This is a genomic window from Pedobacter frigiditerrae (genome assembly GCF_004331645.1).
GTDB classification, from domain to species: Bacteria; Bacteroidota; Bacteroidia; order Sphingobacteriales; family Sphingobacteriaceae; genus Pedobacter; species Pedobacter frigiditerrae.
In genome coordinates this window covers 87446-103752 of sequence record NZ_SJSK01000004.1, presented here as the reverse complement: position 1 = coordinate 103752, position 16307 = coordinate 87446, and the positions used below count along the sequence as shown (strand labels likewise).

The 16307-nt window shown below is 35.8% G+C and carries 16 protein-coding genes; 5 read left to right on the top strand and 11 right to left on the bottom strand.

The window, feature by feature from the left end; translation table 11 throughout:
* The first annotated feature begins 1 nt into the window (after position 1).
* The gene (locus tag EZ428_RS15585; RefSeq protein ID WP_131554116.1) at positions 2-448 is read left to right on the top strand and encodes a thioredoxin family protein; all 447 of its coding nucleotides are present in this window, start codon (positions 2-4) and stop codon (positions 446-448) included.
* Here EZ428_RS15585 and EZ428_RS15580 read toward each other — a convergent pair.
* Together EZ428_RS15580 and EZ428_RS15575 are read right to left on the bottom strand one after the other, a co-directional pair.
* Positions 445-2301 (bottom strand): Nramp family divalent metal transporter, encoded by a 1857-nt coding sequence (locus EZ428_RS15580; RefSeq protein WP_131554115.1) that lies wholly within the window; start codon positions 2299-2301, stop codon positions 445-447. The two genes, EZ428_RS15585 and EZ428_RS15580, sit on opposite strands and share 4 nt — an antisense overlap.
* A 1-nt stretch (position 2302) precedes the next feature.
* On the bottom strand, positions 2303-2983 hold the full coding sequence (locus tag EZ428_RS15575; protein WP_317126456.1) for a metal-dependent transcriptional regulator: 681 nt from the start codon (positions 2981-2983) through the stop codon (positions 2303-2305).
* Positions 2984-3090: 107 nt separating this feature from the next.
* On the opposite strand from EZ428_RS15575, the gene EZ428_RS15570 reads away from it, so the two are divergent.
* Positions 3091-3561, top strand: a complete 471-nt coding sequence (locus EZ428_RS15570; RefSeq protein ID WP_055133732.1) for an Lrp/AsnC family transcriptional regulator — start codon at positions 3091-3093, stop codon at positions 3559-3561.
* Positions 3562-3602: 41 nt separating this feature from the next.
* On the opposite strand, the gene ung is transcribed toward EZ428_RS15570, so the two are convergent.
* A complete protein-coding gene (gene ung, locus EZ428_RS15565) occupies positions 3603-4289 on the bottom strand; it encodes a uracil-DNA glycosylase (protein ID WP_131554114.1) in 687 nt (228 codons plus the stop codon).
* Between the two features lies 1 nt (position 4290).
* The gene (locus EZ428_RS15560; RefSeq protein ID WP_131554113.1) at positions 4291-4839 is read right to left on the bottom strand and encodes a thioredoxin family protein; all 549 of its coding nucleotides are present in this window, start codon (positions 4837-4839) and stop codon (positions 4291-4293) included.
* Positions 4840-4994: 155 nt separating this feature from the next.
* Here EZ428_RS15560 and EZ428_RS15555 point away from each other — a divergent pair, with 155 nt between their 5' ends.
* Entirely contained in the window at positions 4995-5537 is a 543-nt protein-coding gene (locus tag EZ428_RS15555) for a DUF2892 domain-containing protein (protein WP_131554112.1), read from the top strand.
* A gap of 227 nt (positions 5538-5764) precedes the next feature.
* Here the strand turns inward: EZ428_RS15555 and EZ428_RS15550 are convergent, their stop codons facing one another.
* From EZ428_RS15550 to EZ428_RS15525, 6 genes are all read right to left on the bottom strand, one after another.
* Positions 5765-5974, bottom strand: a complete 210-nt coding sequence (locus tag EZ428_RS15550) for a hypothetical protein (RefSeq protein WP_131554111.1) — start codon at positions 5972-5974, stop codon at positions 5765-5767.
* 233 nt (positions 5975-6207) lie between these two features.
* A complete protein-coding gene (lysS, locus tag EZ428_RS15545) occupies positions 6208-7917 on the bottom strand; it encodes a lysine--tRNA ligase (RefSeq protein WP_131554110.1) in 1710 nt (569 codons plus the stop codon).
* Positions 7918-8517: 600 nt separating this feature from the next.
* The gene (locus EZ428_RS15540) at positions 8518-10425 is read right to left on the bottom strand and encodes an AMP-dependent synthetase/ligase (protein WP_131554109.1); all 1908 of its coding nucleotides are present in this window, start codon (positions 10423-10425) and stop codon (positions 8518-8520) included.
* Positions 10426-10942: 517 nt separating this feature from the next.
* On the bottom strand, positions 10943-11269 hold the full coding sequence (locus tag EZ428_RS15535) for a HesB/IscA family protein (protein WP_131554108.1): 327 nt from the start codon (positions 11267-11269) through the stop codon (positions 10943-10945).
* A gap of 148 nt (positions 11270-11417) precedes the next feature.
* Positions 11418-11831, bottom strand: a complete 414-nt coding sequence (gene iscU / locus EZ428_RS15530) for a Fe-S cluster assembly scaffold IscU (RefSeq protein ID WP_131554107.1) — start codon at positions 11829-11831, stop codon at positions 11418-11420.
* Between the two features lie 190 nt (positions 11832-12021).
* Positions 12022-13233 (bottom strand): IscS subfamily cysteine desulfurase, encoded by a 1212-nt coding sequence (locus EZ428_RS15525; protein ID WP_131554106.1) that lies wholly within the window; start codon positions 13231-13233, stop codon positions 12022-12024.
* Between the two features lie 121 nt (positions 13234-13354).
* On the opposite strand from EZ428_RS15525, the gene mce reads away from it, so the two are divergent.
* Together mce and EZ428_RS15515 are read left to right on the top strand one after the other, a co-directional pair.
* Positions 13355-13762, top strand: coding sequence for a methylmalonyl-CoA epimerase (mce, locus tag EZ428_RS15520; RefSeq protein WP_131554105.1), 408 nt, complete (start codon positions 13355-13357; stop codon positions 13760-13762).
* Positions 13763-13997: 235 nt separating this feature from the next.
* On the top strand, positions 13998-14288 hold the full coding sequence (locus tag EZ428_RS15515) for a hypothetical protein (RefSeq protein ID WP_131554104.1): 291 nt from the start codon (positions 13998-14000) through the stop codon (positions 14286-14288).
* Between the two features lie 277 nt (positions 14289-14565).
* Here the strand turns inward: EZ428_RS15515 and EZ428_RS15510 are convergent, their stop codons facing one another.
* Positions 14566-16185 (bottom strand): amidase, encoded by a 1620-nt coding sequence (locus tag EZ428_RS15510; RefSeq protein WP_131554103.1) that lies wholly within the window; start codon positions 16183-16185, stop codon positions 14566-14568.
* Between the last annotated feature and the right edge of the window lie 122 nt (positions 16186-16307).

The window sequence follows — 16307 nt, the reverse complement described above, 5'->3', positions numbered from 1 at the left end:
AATGAAATATTTGTTGATTGTAATGTTGATGATTAGTTCTTTATCAAGTAAAGCGCAAAAGATCTATAGCTTTAATCAATTAGACAGTCTTCAAAATATAGAAAAGAAAAACATAATAGTTTTTGTGAGCGCAAGTTGGTGCAACTATTGCAAGGCAATGGACGAAACTGTTTTTAAAGAACCAGCTATTATTAAGTTATTAGACCAACAATATTACTTTGTTGAGTTAAATGCTGAAGACCAAACGCCCATAGTTTACCAGAACCATAAATTTTCATTTAATCCTAGTTTAGGTTTTCATGAAATGGCAATAATACTAGCCAATAAGCAAAAGCTAACTTTTCCATCAATTTATATATTAACTAATGCTAATGAAATCCTTTATCAACATAAAGGATTTATAAAAGCAACTAACTTATTTAAAGTGCTTAACAATATCAAATACTAACGGACAATTAAAACCGGTATAGTAACTTTGTGTCTTACCGAATCTACCGTAGTTCCAAATATCAAATCCTTTAAACCCTTGTGTCCATGCGCTCCCATTACCAACAACTCTAAATGGTTTTGTTTGGTGATTTCAGCTATCGCTTTTGCAGTTCCCCCAAAGCCTATGTGTGCACTGGACTCATAACCCAAGTCAAGTAAATTTAATCTGTATTTTTCTAGATTTTCAGTATCAGTCTGTGTCTCGTGATCCATTGTTGTTTGGCCGTGGTACCTTGCTGCTGCGGTTTCCACAACATGGATTAAATAATAATGTGCATCTTTTCCACCTTGAATTAAGGCGTGACGAATGGTATTCCTATCATTTTTAGAGAAATCTACCGTGATACCAATTTTTTTATAATTAATCTTCTCTACCGTATCAATAGCCAAAGCATTTCCATGAGGTACATTTCCAACCCTTTGTTTTTTACTTAAAAGAGGATATAAGAAAATGTAAACCAATAAAAGTCCAATCAATATGGCTAATGGTATTACAATTACATAAATGTACCAACCATCAGCTTCTGCAATCCACCCTGTAATTTCTTCTATAACCAATTTTATATTCAGACTTACAATTACTACAGCACTCATCCATGCTAAAACTTTAACCCAAGTTTTAATTGTAAAATCTTTCATCTCTTTTTTATCAGAGGTTAAGTGAATTAAAGGAATAATGGCAAAGCCTAATTGTAAACTTAATACCACTTGACTTAGTATTAAAAGTCCACCAAGAGCATCCTCACCAAAGAATAATATTGTACAAAAAGCAGGTATAATAGCCAATAAACGAGTAATTAGTCTTCTTAGCCAAGGTTGAATCCTTAGGTTTAAATGTCCTTCCATTATAATTTGCCCTGCTAAGGTTCCTGTCACTGTAGAGCTTTGCCCGGCTGCAATTAAAGCAATGGCAAATAAAGCAGGAGCAATCGGTCCAAAAATATGGCTCAATAAATTATGTGCGTCTTGAATTTCAGCAACATCGTTGAAACCATTTGTGAAAAAGGCGGCAGCAGCTAGAATTAGGATGGCAGCATTTACGAAAAAAGCAAGGTTTAAGGCAATTGCGGTATCAATAAAATTAAACTTGATGGCTTCTTTAATCCCTTTATTATCTCTTTCAAATTTCCTGGTTTGTACCAATGAAGAATGTAAATATAAATTGTGTGGCATTACAGTAGCTCCAATTATACCAATGGCAATATATAAAGCTTCTCCAGAAAGCATAGATGGCTTAAACCCTTTAGCAATTTCTTTTAATGAAGGTTCAACAATAAACATTTCGATAAGAAACGAAACACCAACAATAAATACCATAGAAACAATAAAAGCTTCCATCTTTCGCATCCCTTTGTTAAGTAAGAAAAGCAAAATAACAGTATCAAAAATGGTGACAGAAACCCCCCAAATTAGTGGCAGGCCAAATAAAAGATGTAAACCTATTGCCATACCGATAATCTCGGCTAAGTCGCAAGCAATAATGGCTGTTTGTGCCAGTATAAACATGGGGAAATTAACCCATTTTGGATAGGCATTTCTGGATGCTTGGGCTAAGTCTAAACCTCTAACAATACCTAATCTGGCACTTAATGATTGTAGTAAAAGTGCAATTAAGTTAGACATCAGCAATATCCAAATTAATTGATACCCAAATTTACTACCTCCAGCTATATCAGTCGCCCAGTTTCCTGGGTCCATATAACCTACACTTACTAAATAAGCAGGGCCAATAAAAGCTAAAATCCTTTTCCAGCCTGTTCTTTTGTTCGTAGCAACACTTTTATGTACCTCACTTAGTGATTTTTTCTCCATCTTATTTGCTAATTAATATGTGTTTTGCTACTTCTCTGCTAATGTTTATTTTATTCCCATCTATCGATAATTCTACAGAACCATCAAAATCTATAATTTCTGAAACTTCTATTTTTTTTCCCAATGTCAATCCTAATTTTTCTAAGTGTTTTAGAAAAGGAGAAGAGTGCTCGCTAACTCCTGTTATAGTGCCCTTGTCGTTTACTTTAAGCCTATTTAGTTTTACAAAAGATATGGCGGCAAAGTTTCCGTGCTGATCGGGTATAGGGTCGCCATGAGGATCTACTTTTGGAAATTCTAAGAACTCATCTAATCTTTCTATCAACAAAGTTGATTTAATATGTTCCAATTCCTCAGCTACATCATGTACTTCATCCCATTTAAAATTTAACTTTTCTACTAAAAAAACTTCCCAAAGGCGATGCTTCCTAACGATGTTTATCGCTGCAAGTTTTCCTTTTTCTGTTAAGGTAACACCTTGGTATTTTACATAATCAACCAACTCCTTGTCAGATAGCTTTTTCAGCATATCTGTAACTGAGGCAGCCTTGGTTTGAATCTTCTCTGCAATGGCATTGGTTTGCACAGGATTACTAATAACAGATAAATGATAGATTATTTTAAGGTAATTCTCTTCAGTATAAGATTGCATTTTTGTTAATCTAATTATAAGTTTAGACAAATCTAAAAATTTTTGATAAAATAAAAAGTATTTAATCTTAAATTTTATAGAATAATATTTGGCTACATTGCGTTAGTATACTACCTTTGAACATCAAATCAAATTTTATGGCAACAGAACTAGATAAAACCGATTTTAAAATTTTAAAACTGCTTCAAGAAAATGGTAGAATAACCAATTTACTTTTATCGCAAGAAATTGGCTTATCACCTGCACCAACTTTGGAGCGAGTTCGTAAATTGGAAATGTCTGGCTATATTAAAAGCTACCATGCTTTAGTTGATGAAGAAAAATTAGGATTAGGTATTAAAACCTTTATTCAAGTTCAGTTAGATTTTCATAAAAATAATACCATTCAAATATTTTTGGATGAAGTGAATCAGATCAATGAAATTACAGAATGTCACCACGTAACAGGTCAGGCAGATTTTTTATTGAAGGTTTACGTAAATGACATCAAAGCTTATGAGCGCTTAATCATGGATAAAATCAGTAAGATTTCTGTGGTTAAAACATTTCAAACCATGATGATCATGTCTACTACCAAGAAAGAGCCAATTGTGCCTTTGGAGTATTAATTACCCCCAGCCCCTAAAGGGGGAGAAATATAAAAGCCCCTTTAGGGGTTGGGGTCTATTTGCCAATTAATTGGCTCTAAGCCTTCTTTTTCTAAGATTTCATTTGTTTTCTTAAAGTGATTTGAACCGAAAAAACCATTGTAAGCAGAAAAGGGAGAGGGGTGTGCAGCTTTCAATACAAAATGTTTACTAGTATCTATTAAGCTTTCCTTTTGTTGCGCAAATTTACCCCAAAGCAAAAATACCAAGCCAGTTTTTTTTGCTGATAATTGTGAGATAACGTGATCTGTAAATATTTCCCAACCTCGTTTCTGATGTGAGCCTGCCTCGTTTGCCCTAACCGTTAAAGTTGCATTTAATAATAAAACACCTTGGTCTGCCCAAGTAGTCAAATCACCGTGACTCGGGGTCTTGAAGTCTGGGAACTCTTCTGCCAATTCCTTGTACATGTTTTTTAAGGATGGAGGTACAGCAATTCCTTTTTGAACAGAAAAAGAAAGCCCATGCGCTTGTCCCTGTCCATGATAAGGGTCCTGGCCTAAAATAACAACTTTAACTTTATCAAATGGGGTATGGTTAAAAGCATTAAAAATGTCAGCCCCCTTCGGATAAACAACAAATCCTTTTTGCTTTTCTTGAAGCAAAAAGGATTTAAGTTCCTTCATGTAAGGCTTTTCAAGTTCGTCGCTTAATACATTTAACCATCCCGGTTCTAATGCTGCGGCCATATTACTTGGTTTTTGTTTCTGATGCCTTAGTTTTCTTGGTTACTGCCAAAATTTTAAGCATATCCTTTTCCAGTGTTTCTTTTGGATGCTCTGTAATGCGGCCAACCTCTTTTCCCTTTTTATCAAAGAAGATAAATGTCGGAACATTTGTGATTTTCAAGCTGTCAATTAAGCCATTTTCAGCATGTTTAGCACCATCTACTCCAATAATGGTAATTTTATCTTCATCAATTTTAAGACCATCCATTATTTTCAAGAAATGAGGAACCTGATATTTACTGTCTCCACACCATGTACCTAAAACAATAGTAATTTTTTTACCTTTGATGAGCTTAGATAAAGCTGCGAATGCAGTAGAATCTGGTTTATAGGCAGCGTAGTTAGGGTCGTAACTTTCTTTAAATTCTGGAAATGAAGTAATTCCTTCTCTTGTACACAAGTTTAACATGACTTGTTTATGTCTATTTGGGTCTTCAATTTTTTTATTTAATTCTTGTGCACCTGCATTCATGGCAAATAATAAGGTTAGGGCAGTAAGTATGTTCTTCATGTAATTATAATTTCAAGGTATGACGGTAATGGATATAAATGGTTTAACTTTTATAAAATTTCCATTTCTTTCGTTTGTAATATTTGATGAAATTATAAATTTTAAATCTATTTTTTGGTATATAAACACGATATTTGCACAAATATTATAATTCTATGCCAAATCTAATACGCCTAATTATAGGCTTTGCTTTTGTTGGTGCAGCAGTTGCACTTTTTATCTTCGGCTTTTGGGGCTGGGGAATTCTTTTAGTCTTTTTAAGCATATTCATTTTCATTACTTATTTCTACAACGAAAACATGTTAATTGCTCAATGGTATTTACGTAAAGATAATATGCCAAAGGCAGAGCAATTCTTAGGAAGAATAAAAAGTTACGAAAAAGAGTTAAACAGGGTTCAACACGGTTATTATAATTTATTAATCGGGTTAATTGAATCTAGAAAAGCACCTATGAAATCTGAAAAGTATTTTAAGGCTGCATTAAATTTAGGATTACATATGGACCATAACATTGCCTTGGCTAAATTAAGTTTAGCTGGTATTGCAATGGGTAAAAGAAATAAGCTAGAGGCAAATAGATACCTTGCAGAAGCTAAAAAAGCGGATAAACAAAAATTACTAGCTGATCAAATCAAACAAATGAAAGATCAGATGGGAATGATGGATAAACAACAACAAGTGAGATATTCTCGTTAAATGTTTTTAAAGTCCGCAAGTCAGAGGTTTGGATATATAACCTTTAGCCTGCGGATTTTTGAATCTATTAGTTTTTTTAATTTTCTGATGGTTCTATCTAAATACAAGGGAGGTTGCGAGTCACAGAACACAAAGTAATAGTTCGCATGCTTTAGTCTTTCAATTCCATACAGCTTAACAACTCAACAATCTTTCTGACTTCCCGACTTTACTGACTTTCGGACTCCCTACTTATCATCCAATCTATCAAAGTTCTCCTCAAATTCTGACGAACTTCTGCTGATTAAATCTTCTTCAAAATCATTTTTACGACTGAAAAATAATTCCTCTGCTTGTATGCGTTTAATTAACTGACGGATTAAAGAAAGATCAAATGTTTCTTTGCTCAGTTTAATGCAATATTCTTTTTCGGTAATTTCTAGGCTCGTGCTATTCATAACATACTTATTTTCAACTGCCTAAAATTAAAGAAGGCTTGTCGTATATTTATACAACAAGCCTTTAAGTTTTTGTTATGATTATGTTAAGCCTCATCGCCGTCACGTCGAACGCAGCAAAGCGAGAGCTTGTGCCGATATTTATCGGTAAGATATCTGTTAGTTTTATATAAGAAACAGAATCCAGTGGTTATATAACTTAGAGATTTCTCCTATCGTCGAAATGACGCTAACTACTTACCAGATAAAAACAGACCATCATCGGTTTTTGTAACTTTTAAAATCCCTTTTCCAGTTAGGCCTTTTAAAGTTGTATCCCATTTTTTATTGCTCCAATCAGCAAGTTTTGCTTTAATATCGGTTAGCAGATATTGCTGATCTTCTTTAACCAAGGCAAATAATTCTGCTTCTTCAGCTGTAAGCTCAATTTTCTTTTTCTCTGGGCGCATCTGCGGGAAAAACAATACTTCCTGTATGGTAGATTGATTTGTCATTAACATCACCAAACGGTCTATGCCAATACCTAAACCAGAAGTAGGAGGCATGCCGTATTCTAAAGCACGAACAAAATCATCGTCCATTGCCATTGCTTCGTCATCGCCCCTGGCTGCTAATTTTAATTGCTCTTCAAAACGTTCTTTTTGGTCAATTGGATCATTCAACTCAGTATAAGCATTACCAATCTCTTTACCCATTACAAATAATTCGAAACGTTCAACCAAGCCGTCTTTACTACGGTGTTTCTTGGCTAAAGGAGTCATCTCTATCGGATAATCGGTAATGTATGTTGGCTGAATTAATTTATCTTCCACTTTCTCACTGAAAAGTTCATCAACCAATTTACCGCGACCCATCGTATCATCTGTGGCTATTCCTAAAGCTGTACAAGTCTGTACAAGTTCAGCCTCAGTCATTTCAGAAACATCGATACCTGTATATTTTTGAATCGATTCGTACATCGTTAATTTCTCGTACGGACCAGCAAAATCAATTTCGTGTTCTCCAACTTTTACTATAGGAGAGCCATGTATGGCTACGGCAATTTTCTCTAAACATTCTTCAACCATACCCATCATCCAAACGTAGTCTTTATAAGCTACATAGATTTCCATTGAGGTGAATTCAGGGTTGTGTGTTCTGTCCATCCCTTCGTTACGGAACATCTTACCAATCTCATAAACACCATCAAAACCTGCTACGATTAATCTTTTCAGATACAATTCATTCGCAATACGCAAAAACAAAGGCATATCTAAAGTATTGTGGTGCGTGCCAAACGGACGGGCAGCTGCACCACCGTGAACAGCTTGTAGAATAGGAGTTTCTACTTCCATCCAACCCTGATTATCAAAGTAATTACGCATCGTGTTAATCACTTTAGAGCGATTAATGAAGATTTGTTTATAATCTGGGTTAACCGTTAAATCTACATAACGCATTCTATAGCGTAACTCTGGATTGGTAAAACCATCATAAACGTTTCCTTCATCATCACGTTTTACAATAGGCAAAGGACGTAAAGACTTCGATAGAACAGTGAATTTAGTAACGTGTATAGAGATTTCGCCAGTTTGTGTAGTAAAAACATAACCCTCTATTCCGATGAAATCGCCGATATCTAATAACTTCTTAAATACAGTATTGTAAAGTGTCTTATCATCACCAGGACAAAGCTCATCACGTTTTAAATAAATTTGAATACGGCCAGTTGCATCTTGTAGTTCAGCAAAAGAAGCTGCACCCATGATATTACGTCCCATTATTCTACCAGCAAGGCTGATGGTCTTATATGCTGTTTTATCTTTTTCGTAGTTCGCTAAAATGTCTGCTGCATTGGCATTTATTTCATAAGCTTCTGCAGGATATGGGTTGATGCCCAACTCGCGAAGTTGTTTTAATGAATCGCGACGTAATAATTCCTGTTCTGATAATCCTGTACTCATTTATAGTATTTTGTGCAAAAGTAATAAATTAGTTCGTCATTGCGAGGCACGAAGTAATCTTAATGCTGTAGCATTTTTAGTTTTTAGAAAGGCAAATGAGAATTACTATTAATGGTAGTCGGGCTATACGCTGCAAGTCCTCATTTCGCTACGCTACATTCCGGGCTTTCCGCTGCTATCCCGTTTAGATAACAAAAGTTTGTGCTGGTAGGTTACCATTAAAGCTTGGCGTAAAAGAAAGAATGAGCCTCAAAAGTCAAATGATACTAAAATGGTTTGTGATAACACCAACCAGAGGTAAATGACGAACTGGGTTCGGTTGTTACGATTTCTACAAACCTAATAGGAAATACTCATTTTCATATTTCTCAATCAATATTCCTAACACCTCAAGTTCATCACCTTGTGGAGAACCTTTTTTTGATTCGAAAATTAACTCAAGTCTAGTTAAAGCTTGTTCGTAATCGATTTCGTTTTTTATAGGTTAATATTCATTATTTAAATTTTATTAGCATAATGGTTTATCCTACACGTCATGCTGAATTTATTTCAGCATCCGGACTAAAAGACCCTGAAATAAATTCAGGGTGACGAAACTTACTACTCAGCCTCTACGCCTTCTTCATACATCGCGTTAATCGCTTCAGCGTATTTTTTCTCTACAATTCTACGTTTAACCTTCATGGTAGGCGTAATTTCACCTTCTTCCATGCTAAATGGACTACGTTTTATTTTGAAATTTTTGATACGCTCAAACTTTGCCAGCTCGTTAGAAATCTTTTTGATATCTTTCTCAAACCACTCTTTAATCTCTGGGTTTTCGATAAAATCTCCTTCCTCTTGGAAGAATGAATCTTTTAAATTAAAAGTCTCCTGTAAAGTTTCTCTATTCGGAATAATGATGGCAGTAATGAACTCACGTTTATCGCCAATTAAGAACAATTGTTCAATCTTAGGGCTTTTTAAATAAATGTTCTCCACAGGTGTGGGATAAACATTTTTGCCATAAGCATTCACAATCATATTCTTTAACCTATCGGTGATTTGTAGATTACCTTTATAAAAACGAGCAATATCACCTGTATGGAACCATTTATCCCTATCAATTGCCTCGGCCGTTTCAGCAGGTTTGTTAAAATAACCTTTCATTACACAGTGACCGCGAACAATTAATTCGCCTTCTTCACTCTCAAAATCTTCATTGAAGCTTTCGTGAGTTTGAATGGCTAATATTTCCTTGGTATCGTAGTTTTGAATGCCTACTTCAATGCCAGGTATTACACGACCAACTGTACCATAAACTTGTCGGTGGTATTCGGTTACCGACATTACCGGTGAAGTTTCGGTCAACCCAAAACCTTCTAGGATCTTGATGCCTAAATCACCAAAAAACTCGCCCACATTTTTAGGTAGGGCAGCACCACCAGAAATCATAAATTTTAATCTGCCACCAGTTTTCTCTTTTATTTTGCTGAATACTAATTTTTCAGCAATTGCTTTTTTGGCGCCTAATATTAAGCCAGGGTTTTTTCCCGCTTCTTTTTTAACGCGATAATCGTTCCCTGTTGCTAAAGCCCAAGTAAATATTTTGGCTTTTGTTCCGCCACCTGCTGTACCAGATTTAATGGCCTTATCATGAATACGTTCTAATAAACGGGGTACGCAAGACATTACCGTTGGTCTTACTTCGCCCATATTTTTAGCCAACAATTCTAAGCTCTGAGCAAAGGCAATTTTACAGCCTTGGGCACAACATACATGGTAAGTAGCTGTGCGCTCAAACACGTGCGAAAGTGGTAAAAAGGAAAGGAAAGTCTCCGTTTCATCAATTACAGGAATCTGTTGCAAACATACATTTACGTTTTCTACAAAATTATTGTGGGTTAACATTACGCCCTTTGGAGTTCCTGTAGTTCCAGAGGTGTAAATTAAGGATGATACATCAGCAGGTAAAACTTCTCTTCTTCTAAGATTAATTAACTTTTGCTCTTCTGCACTTACCGTTTTTTCTAATAAAGTAGTAAAAGGGATAATCTCCGCTTTATTAGCTTCTGGAATGGCTATTTTTTCATATCCTGCAAAAGCTGGAATGATGTATTTTAATTCTTGGCAATTGGCTGATATCTTTAATATTTTCTTTAATAAAAACGGATTACCAATCAGGATAGCTTTAATACCAGAGTCATTAATAATGTATTCTACTTCGTGTTCTGATAAGGTAGGATAGATTGATGTATTGATAGCACCAATCTGTTGTATGCCTTGATCGAAATAAACATATTCTGGACAGTTCTCTATCATTAAGCCCAATCTATCGCCCTTGGCAATTCCTTTTTCTAAAAAGAAAGCAGATATGGCGTCGGCTCTTAATAAAGTGTCCTTGAAAGAAATTTCTTCCCAAGTTGTATTTTTTTTATGAATTAAGAATGTGTCTTCTGGTTTATGTATGTTCTCCACTACGTTTCTTAATAAACTAGGAACTGTAGAGAATTCGTTAAAGGATACCATGTATTAAATATTTGGGTTGTGCTTAAACAATGATAATGGTTTTGCGCTAAACCTACAAGACTAAAGTAAAGCGGATTACAAAAGTACGTAAAAATTTTAGATGAGGGAATGGGAAATAGGGAAGATGGAGGAGTCAGAAAGTCGGGAAGTCCGAGAGTCGGAAAGATGAAGGATCATAGAGCAAACTGAAGAGATAAATAAATTATGATACTTAATCCTGAGTGTTTTTGTCATTCAGACGTGTGCCGATTTCACATCGGTAGCACAGCGAAGAATCTATTCAGCTAAACTCTACTAAGCAGATTCCTCCGAAGTCGGAATGACAAAACTTTATAAAAAGGAAACCATTCTTCAGTGTTCTAAGGTTTCTTAGGTGGTAAAAAATATTCTTAGATTTTCTCAGCTGTCTTAGCTGGTAAAAAAGCCTTCGGTATTCTCAGGTACCTTAAGTGATAAAACCCTAAAACCAAAAAAGGTCCCGAAATTCGAGACCCTCTAGGAAATTTAATAATTGTTATTAAACAGAAAAACTTTCGCCACAGCCGCATGAACGGCTAGCGTTAGGGTTATTGAAGGCAAATCCTTTACCATTTAAGCCATCGGTAAAATCAAGTTCTGTACCTGCTAGGTATAAAAATGATTTCATGTCTAAGGCTATCCTGATGCCACGATCTTCAAAAAATTGATCGCCTTTTTGCTCTTCGTTATCAAAGTCTAAATTATAAGACAAACCAGAGCAGCCACCCCCTTTTACGGAAACACGTAAAAAATAATCAGAACCCATTTCAGAATCCTGAATTAAGTGGTCTATTTTGCTTTTTGCTTTATCGGTTATCGTAATCATATTTTTAGTAATTAGTATTTAGTATGAAGTATTTAGACCTAGTTACAAACCAGTGCGTTGTACTTTTTACTCTGTTAGTAGTTTTACTTAATAAAAATTAGATTATTGAATATATCTAACTACTAAGTACTAGCTACTAAATACTTATTTAGTGGTGCGATTTAGCCAATTCAAATGCTTCTAAACCATTTTTAACGCGGTAATCGTTAATTGCAGATTTAATTGCATCTTCTGCCAAAACAGAACAGTGAATTTTTACTGGTGGTAAAGCCAATTCTTCAACAATATCCATGTTATCGATAGTTAAAGCCTCATCAATTGTTTTTCCTTTTAACCACTCAGTAGCTAAAGAAGAAGAAGCAATTGCCGAACCACAACCAAATGTTTTAAATTTAGCATCAGTAATTACATTGTTTGCATCTACTTCAATTTGTAAACGCATTACGTCTCCACACTCAGGAGCGCCAACTAAACCTGTACCAACAGATTTGCTGTCTTTGTTTAATGTACCAACGTTACGTGGGTTGGTATAGTGTTCCATTACTTTTTCTGAATATGCCATTTTGATTTTAGATTGTAGATTTTGGATTTACGATTTTCCAAAATCAATGTTCTATTTAATATTTTTAATTGAAGATTGTTAATCGTAATTCGTCAATCTCAATTGTACTTAACTTTTTATTGTTGCAACTGTAGTTCTTAAATCGTATCCCGATAGTTATCGGGACGTCAATCTACAATCGTCAATCTATCTAGTGTTCTGCCCACTCGATTTTACTCAAATCGATTCCTTCTTTAAACATTTCCCAAAGTGGAGAAAGGTCTCTTAAGTGGTTAACTGCTTTTTTAGTATTCTCTATTGCGTAATCAACTTCTTCTTCTGTAGTGAAACGACCTAAGCCGAAACGGATAGAAGAGTGAGCTAAATCATCTGATAAACCTAAGCTCTTTAATACATAAGATGGTTCTAATGAAGCAGATGTACAAGCAGATCCAGAAGATACTGCTAAATCTTTCATTGCCATCATTAAGCCTTCACCTTCTACATATTTGAAAGAGATGTTTGCTACGTGTGGTAAACGATGTTGCGTATTACCATTTACATAACTTTCTTCCATTGTGGTTAAAGCTGCTTCTAATTTATCACGTAAGGCTGATAAACGTTTAGCTTCTTCGTCCATTTCTAAGCGACAAAGTTCACAAGCTTTACCCAAGCCAACAATACCAGGTACATTTAATGTTCCAGAACGCATGCCACGCTCATGGCCACCACCATCCATCTGTGAAGTTACTTTAACCCTAGGGTTTTTTCTGCGTACATATAAAGCACCAACACCTTTTGGTCCGTACATTTTGTGTGCACTGAAAGCCATTAAGTCAATGCCGTCTTCAATTACATTTACTGGAATTTTACCAACTGCTTGTGTAGCGTCTGTAAAAAATAAAGCGCCATGTTTATGTGCAATGGCAGCTATTTCTTTTATTGGCTGAATTACACCAATTTCGTTGTTACCATACATGATGGTTACTAAAATTGTTTCTGGCGTCATTGCAGCTTCCAATTCAGCTAAATCAATTAAACCATCTTCTTTAACCTTTAAATAAGTAACTCTTGCACCTTGTTTTTCTAGGTGTTTACAAGTGTCTAAAATTGCTTTATGCTCTGTTGTTGCAGTGATAATGTGATTGCCTTTATCTGAGTACATCTCAAAAACACCTTTAATACCTAAATTGTCGGCTTCTGTAGCACCAGAGGTAAATATGATTTCTTTTTCGGTACAACCAATTAATTTTGCCACCTGCTCACGAGCGTAATCAACACCTTCTTCGGCTACCCAACCGAAAGGATGGTTACGGCTTGCTGCATTACCAAATTTGGTGGTAAAATATGGCAACATCGCTTCTAATACTCTAGGATCTAGAGGTGTGGTAGCATTGTTATCTAAGTAAATCGGAAGTTCCATTATATTTTTTTGTTCTTATTAATACACAAAGATACAAAAAAAGTTTCCTAACAATAATAGATTATAGCTATGAACCTATAGTTAAAACTCGCATTTTTACATTCACTTAACCGTAGCTACCATGAATAAGATTGAACATATCGGCATTGCCGTAAAAAACCTGACTAGTTCGATAGATATTTATCAACGTTTGTTGAATACCGATTGTTATAAAACTGAGCTAGTTGCATCAGAATACGTGAATACAGCCTTTTTAAAACCTGGAGAAAACAAGGTCGAGTTGTTGGAAGCAACATCGCCTGATAGCCCAATTGCTAAGTTTTTAGAAAAAAAAGGAGAGGGCATTCATCACATTGCTTTTTTGGTAGATGATATCCTGGAAGAAATGGAAAGGCTAAGGAACGAAGGATTTACCTTACTAAACGATGCGCCTAAAAAAGGTGCAGATAATAAAATGGTTTGTTTTGTACATCCTAAAGATGCAAATGGGGTTTTGATTGAGCTTTGCCAGGAGATAAAGTGGGTTTAGTTGGTTCATTAGTTCATTGGGAAAGTCGGGAAGTCCGAAAGTCAGTAAAGTCCGAAAGAGCAGAATGAATAAAGGTGTAAGACTAAATGGTTCTTTACAAAAACTTAGCGTTCTCAGCGTCCTTTGCGGTTAATTTATATAAAGAAAATTAAACAGAACTACACAAAACTCAGTTTTCTCTGTGGAACACTCGGAGTTCTCTGTGTTTAAATATCGCAAAACAACAAACAAAAAAATGACGGATACGACCTCTTTACTTAAATTAATCTCTAAACATTTCGATGTTCCTGAAAACATTAGCGAAGCCCATCTTCGTGAAGTACTCATTAAAACATTCGAATATCTAGTAGAAGACGATTTTCCAAAATTGCTGCAGGTTTTGTATCGTGCAGATGTAGACCAATATAAACTGAAAGATTTATTAGAAAATACGGAAGGTAAAAGCACTGCAGAAATTATCGCCGATGCTTATATAGAAAGGCAAAAAGCGAAGGTGGAAACTTGGAAGAAGTATAGTAGTGGTTAGGAGTCCGGAAGTCAGTAAAGTCGGAAAGTCCGAAAGATAGATTTCGATAACAAAAATGATCACCATATAAGAAATTTTAATGTGGCTTAGCTCACATTCAATATCCTTAGATTTTCTTAGCTGTCTTAGCTGGTTAAAATCAAACACAATAGGTTTTCTCAGGTGCCTTAGGTGGTAAGAACCAAATAATAATTACCATCTAAGCAATCCAAGGGCAGCTTAGCAGGCCTTTAACCTTAGATTTTCTTAGCTGTCTTAGATGGTTAAATCAATATATCTAAATTCCAGAGGAAAAATTAGAATTCTTAATGAATTTAGGCGCTGCCCTATGTTTTGTTGCCTGCTCGTAAGCATAAGCAATGCCCAAAATAACAGGTTCTTGGTAGGCACTGGCAAAGATGGATAGACCTACTGGAAGCTCGTAGATCCTTCCCATTGGAACGGTAATATGAGGGAAACCTGCCATGGCAGCTGGTGATGCAAAATAGAAACCACCACCCGAGTCACCATTAAAAAGATCAATTAGTGAGGGAATACCATAACTGGTACCTGCAATAGCATCCAATTGATTTTTCTCCATTATATCGTTGATGATTTTTTTAGCCGAATTAACTTTCGCTAAGGCTTCTTTATAGGCACTGCTATTTAAATCAGGAGCTTTATCACTATTTTCTAGGTTCTCCTGCTTAAAATAAGGCATAGCAGTACTTTCATTTGCTTTATTGAAGGCGATAACATCACTTAAGGTTTTAACTTTAGCGTTAGCCGTTGCTAAGTAAGCATTTAAACCTACTTTAAATTCGGGCTGTAAAACACTTGCATTAATGGTGCGCATTTCCTTTTGTAGCTCTATCTCTATAACTTCGGCACCAAGTTCCTTAAATTTTTCAATTGCTGCTTTGTATAAACCAACCACACCTTCATGACCGTTTAAAAATGACTTTTCAAATCCAATCTTTTTGCCTTTAAGTGCATCGGTTTTCAAAAACTGGGTATAATCAGGATAAATCTTTCCTTCACTTGTTTTAGTTACTTCATCTGCTGCGTCTATCCCTGTTAAAGCACCCAATAAAATGGCAGCATCAGTAACATTTCTAGTCATTGGTCCGGCAGTGTCTTGCGTAAAAGAAATAGGAATAATGCCACTTCTACTTAATAAACCCACTGTTGGTTTTATACCTACAACCCCATTGAAACTAGATGGGGCAATGATAGAGCCGTTGGTTTCTGTGCCAATGGCCACCGCACATAAATTAGCCGATACTGCCGAGCCAGAGCCAGAACTTGAGCCACTCGGACTTCTATCCAATATATAAGGGTTTTTTGTTTGTCCGCCTCTGCTGCTCCAGCCACTGCAAGGTCTGTTAGAGCGAAAGTTTGCCCATTCGCTTAAATTAGTCTTTCCTAAGATAACAGCTCCTGCCGTACGTAATTGTTTGATGATAAAGGCATCCGCCGATGCGATATTACCCACTAAGGCCAATGAGCCAGCAGTGGTTTGCATTTTATCTCCCGTATTAATATTATCCTTAATTAAAACCGGAATACCATGCATGGGGCCACGAACTTTTCCAGCTTTTCTTTCTGCATCCATTTCACTAGCAATGGCTAATGCATCTGGGTTTAATTCAATCACCGCATTTAATTTCGGGCCACTTTTATCAATCTCCTGAATTCTTTTCAGATATTTTTTAGTCAACGATTTAGAATTTAGCTTGCCGCTTTCCATCATTTCTTGCAACTGCCTAACCGTTACCTCATTTAGATCGAAGTGGACAGCAAAACTTGGTTCATTTGCATTTACGGTTTCAGTAACTAGAGCATTTGCGGTACCAATTCCAAGGGTAGAGATTACACCAGCAGCAGTGCCATTTTTGATAAAGTTTCTTCTGTTCATTTTTAGGATGATTGAGGAATAAATATAGCTAAAAAGTTGGGAAGTTGGGTTGTTGAGGCGTGAAGTTGTTGAGGCGTTAAGCCCCTGCCATAGGCGTCCCTTTGGGAAAAGTCAGTAAAGTT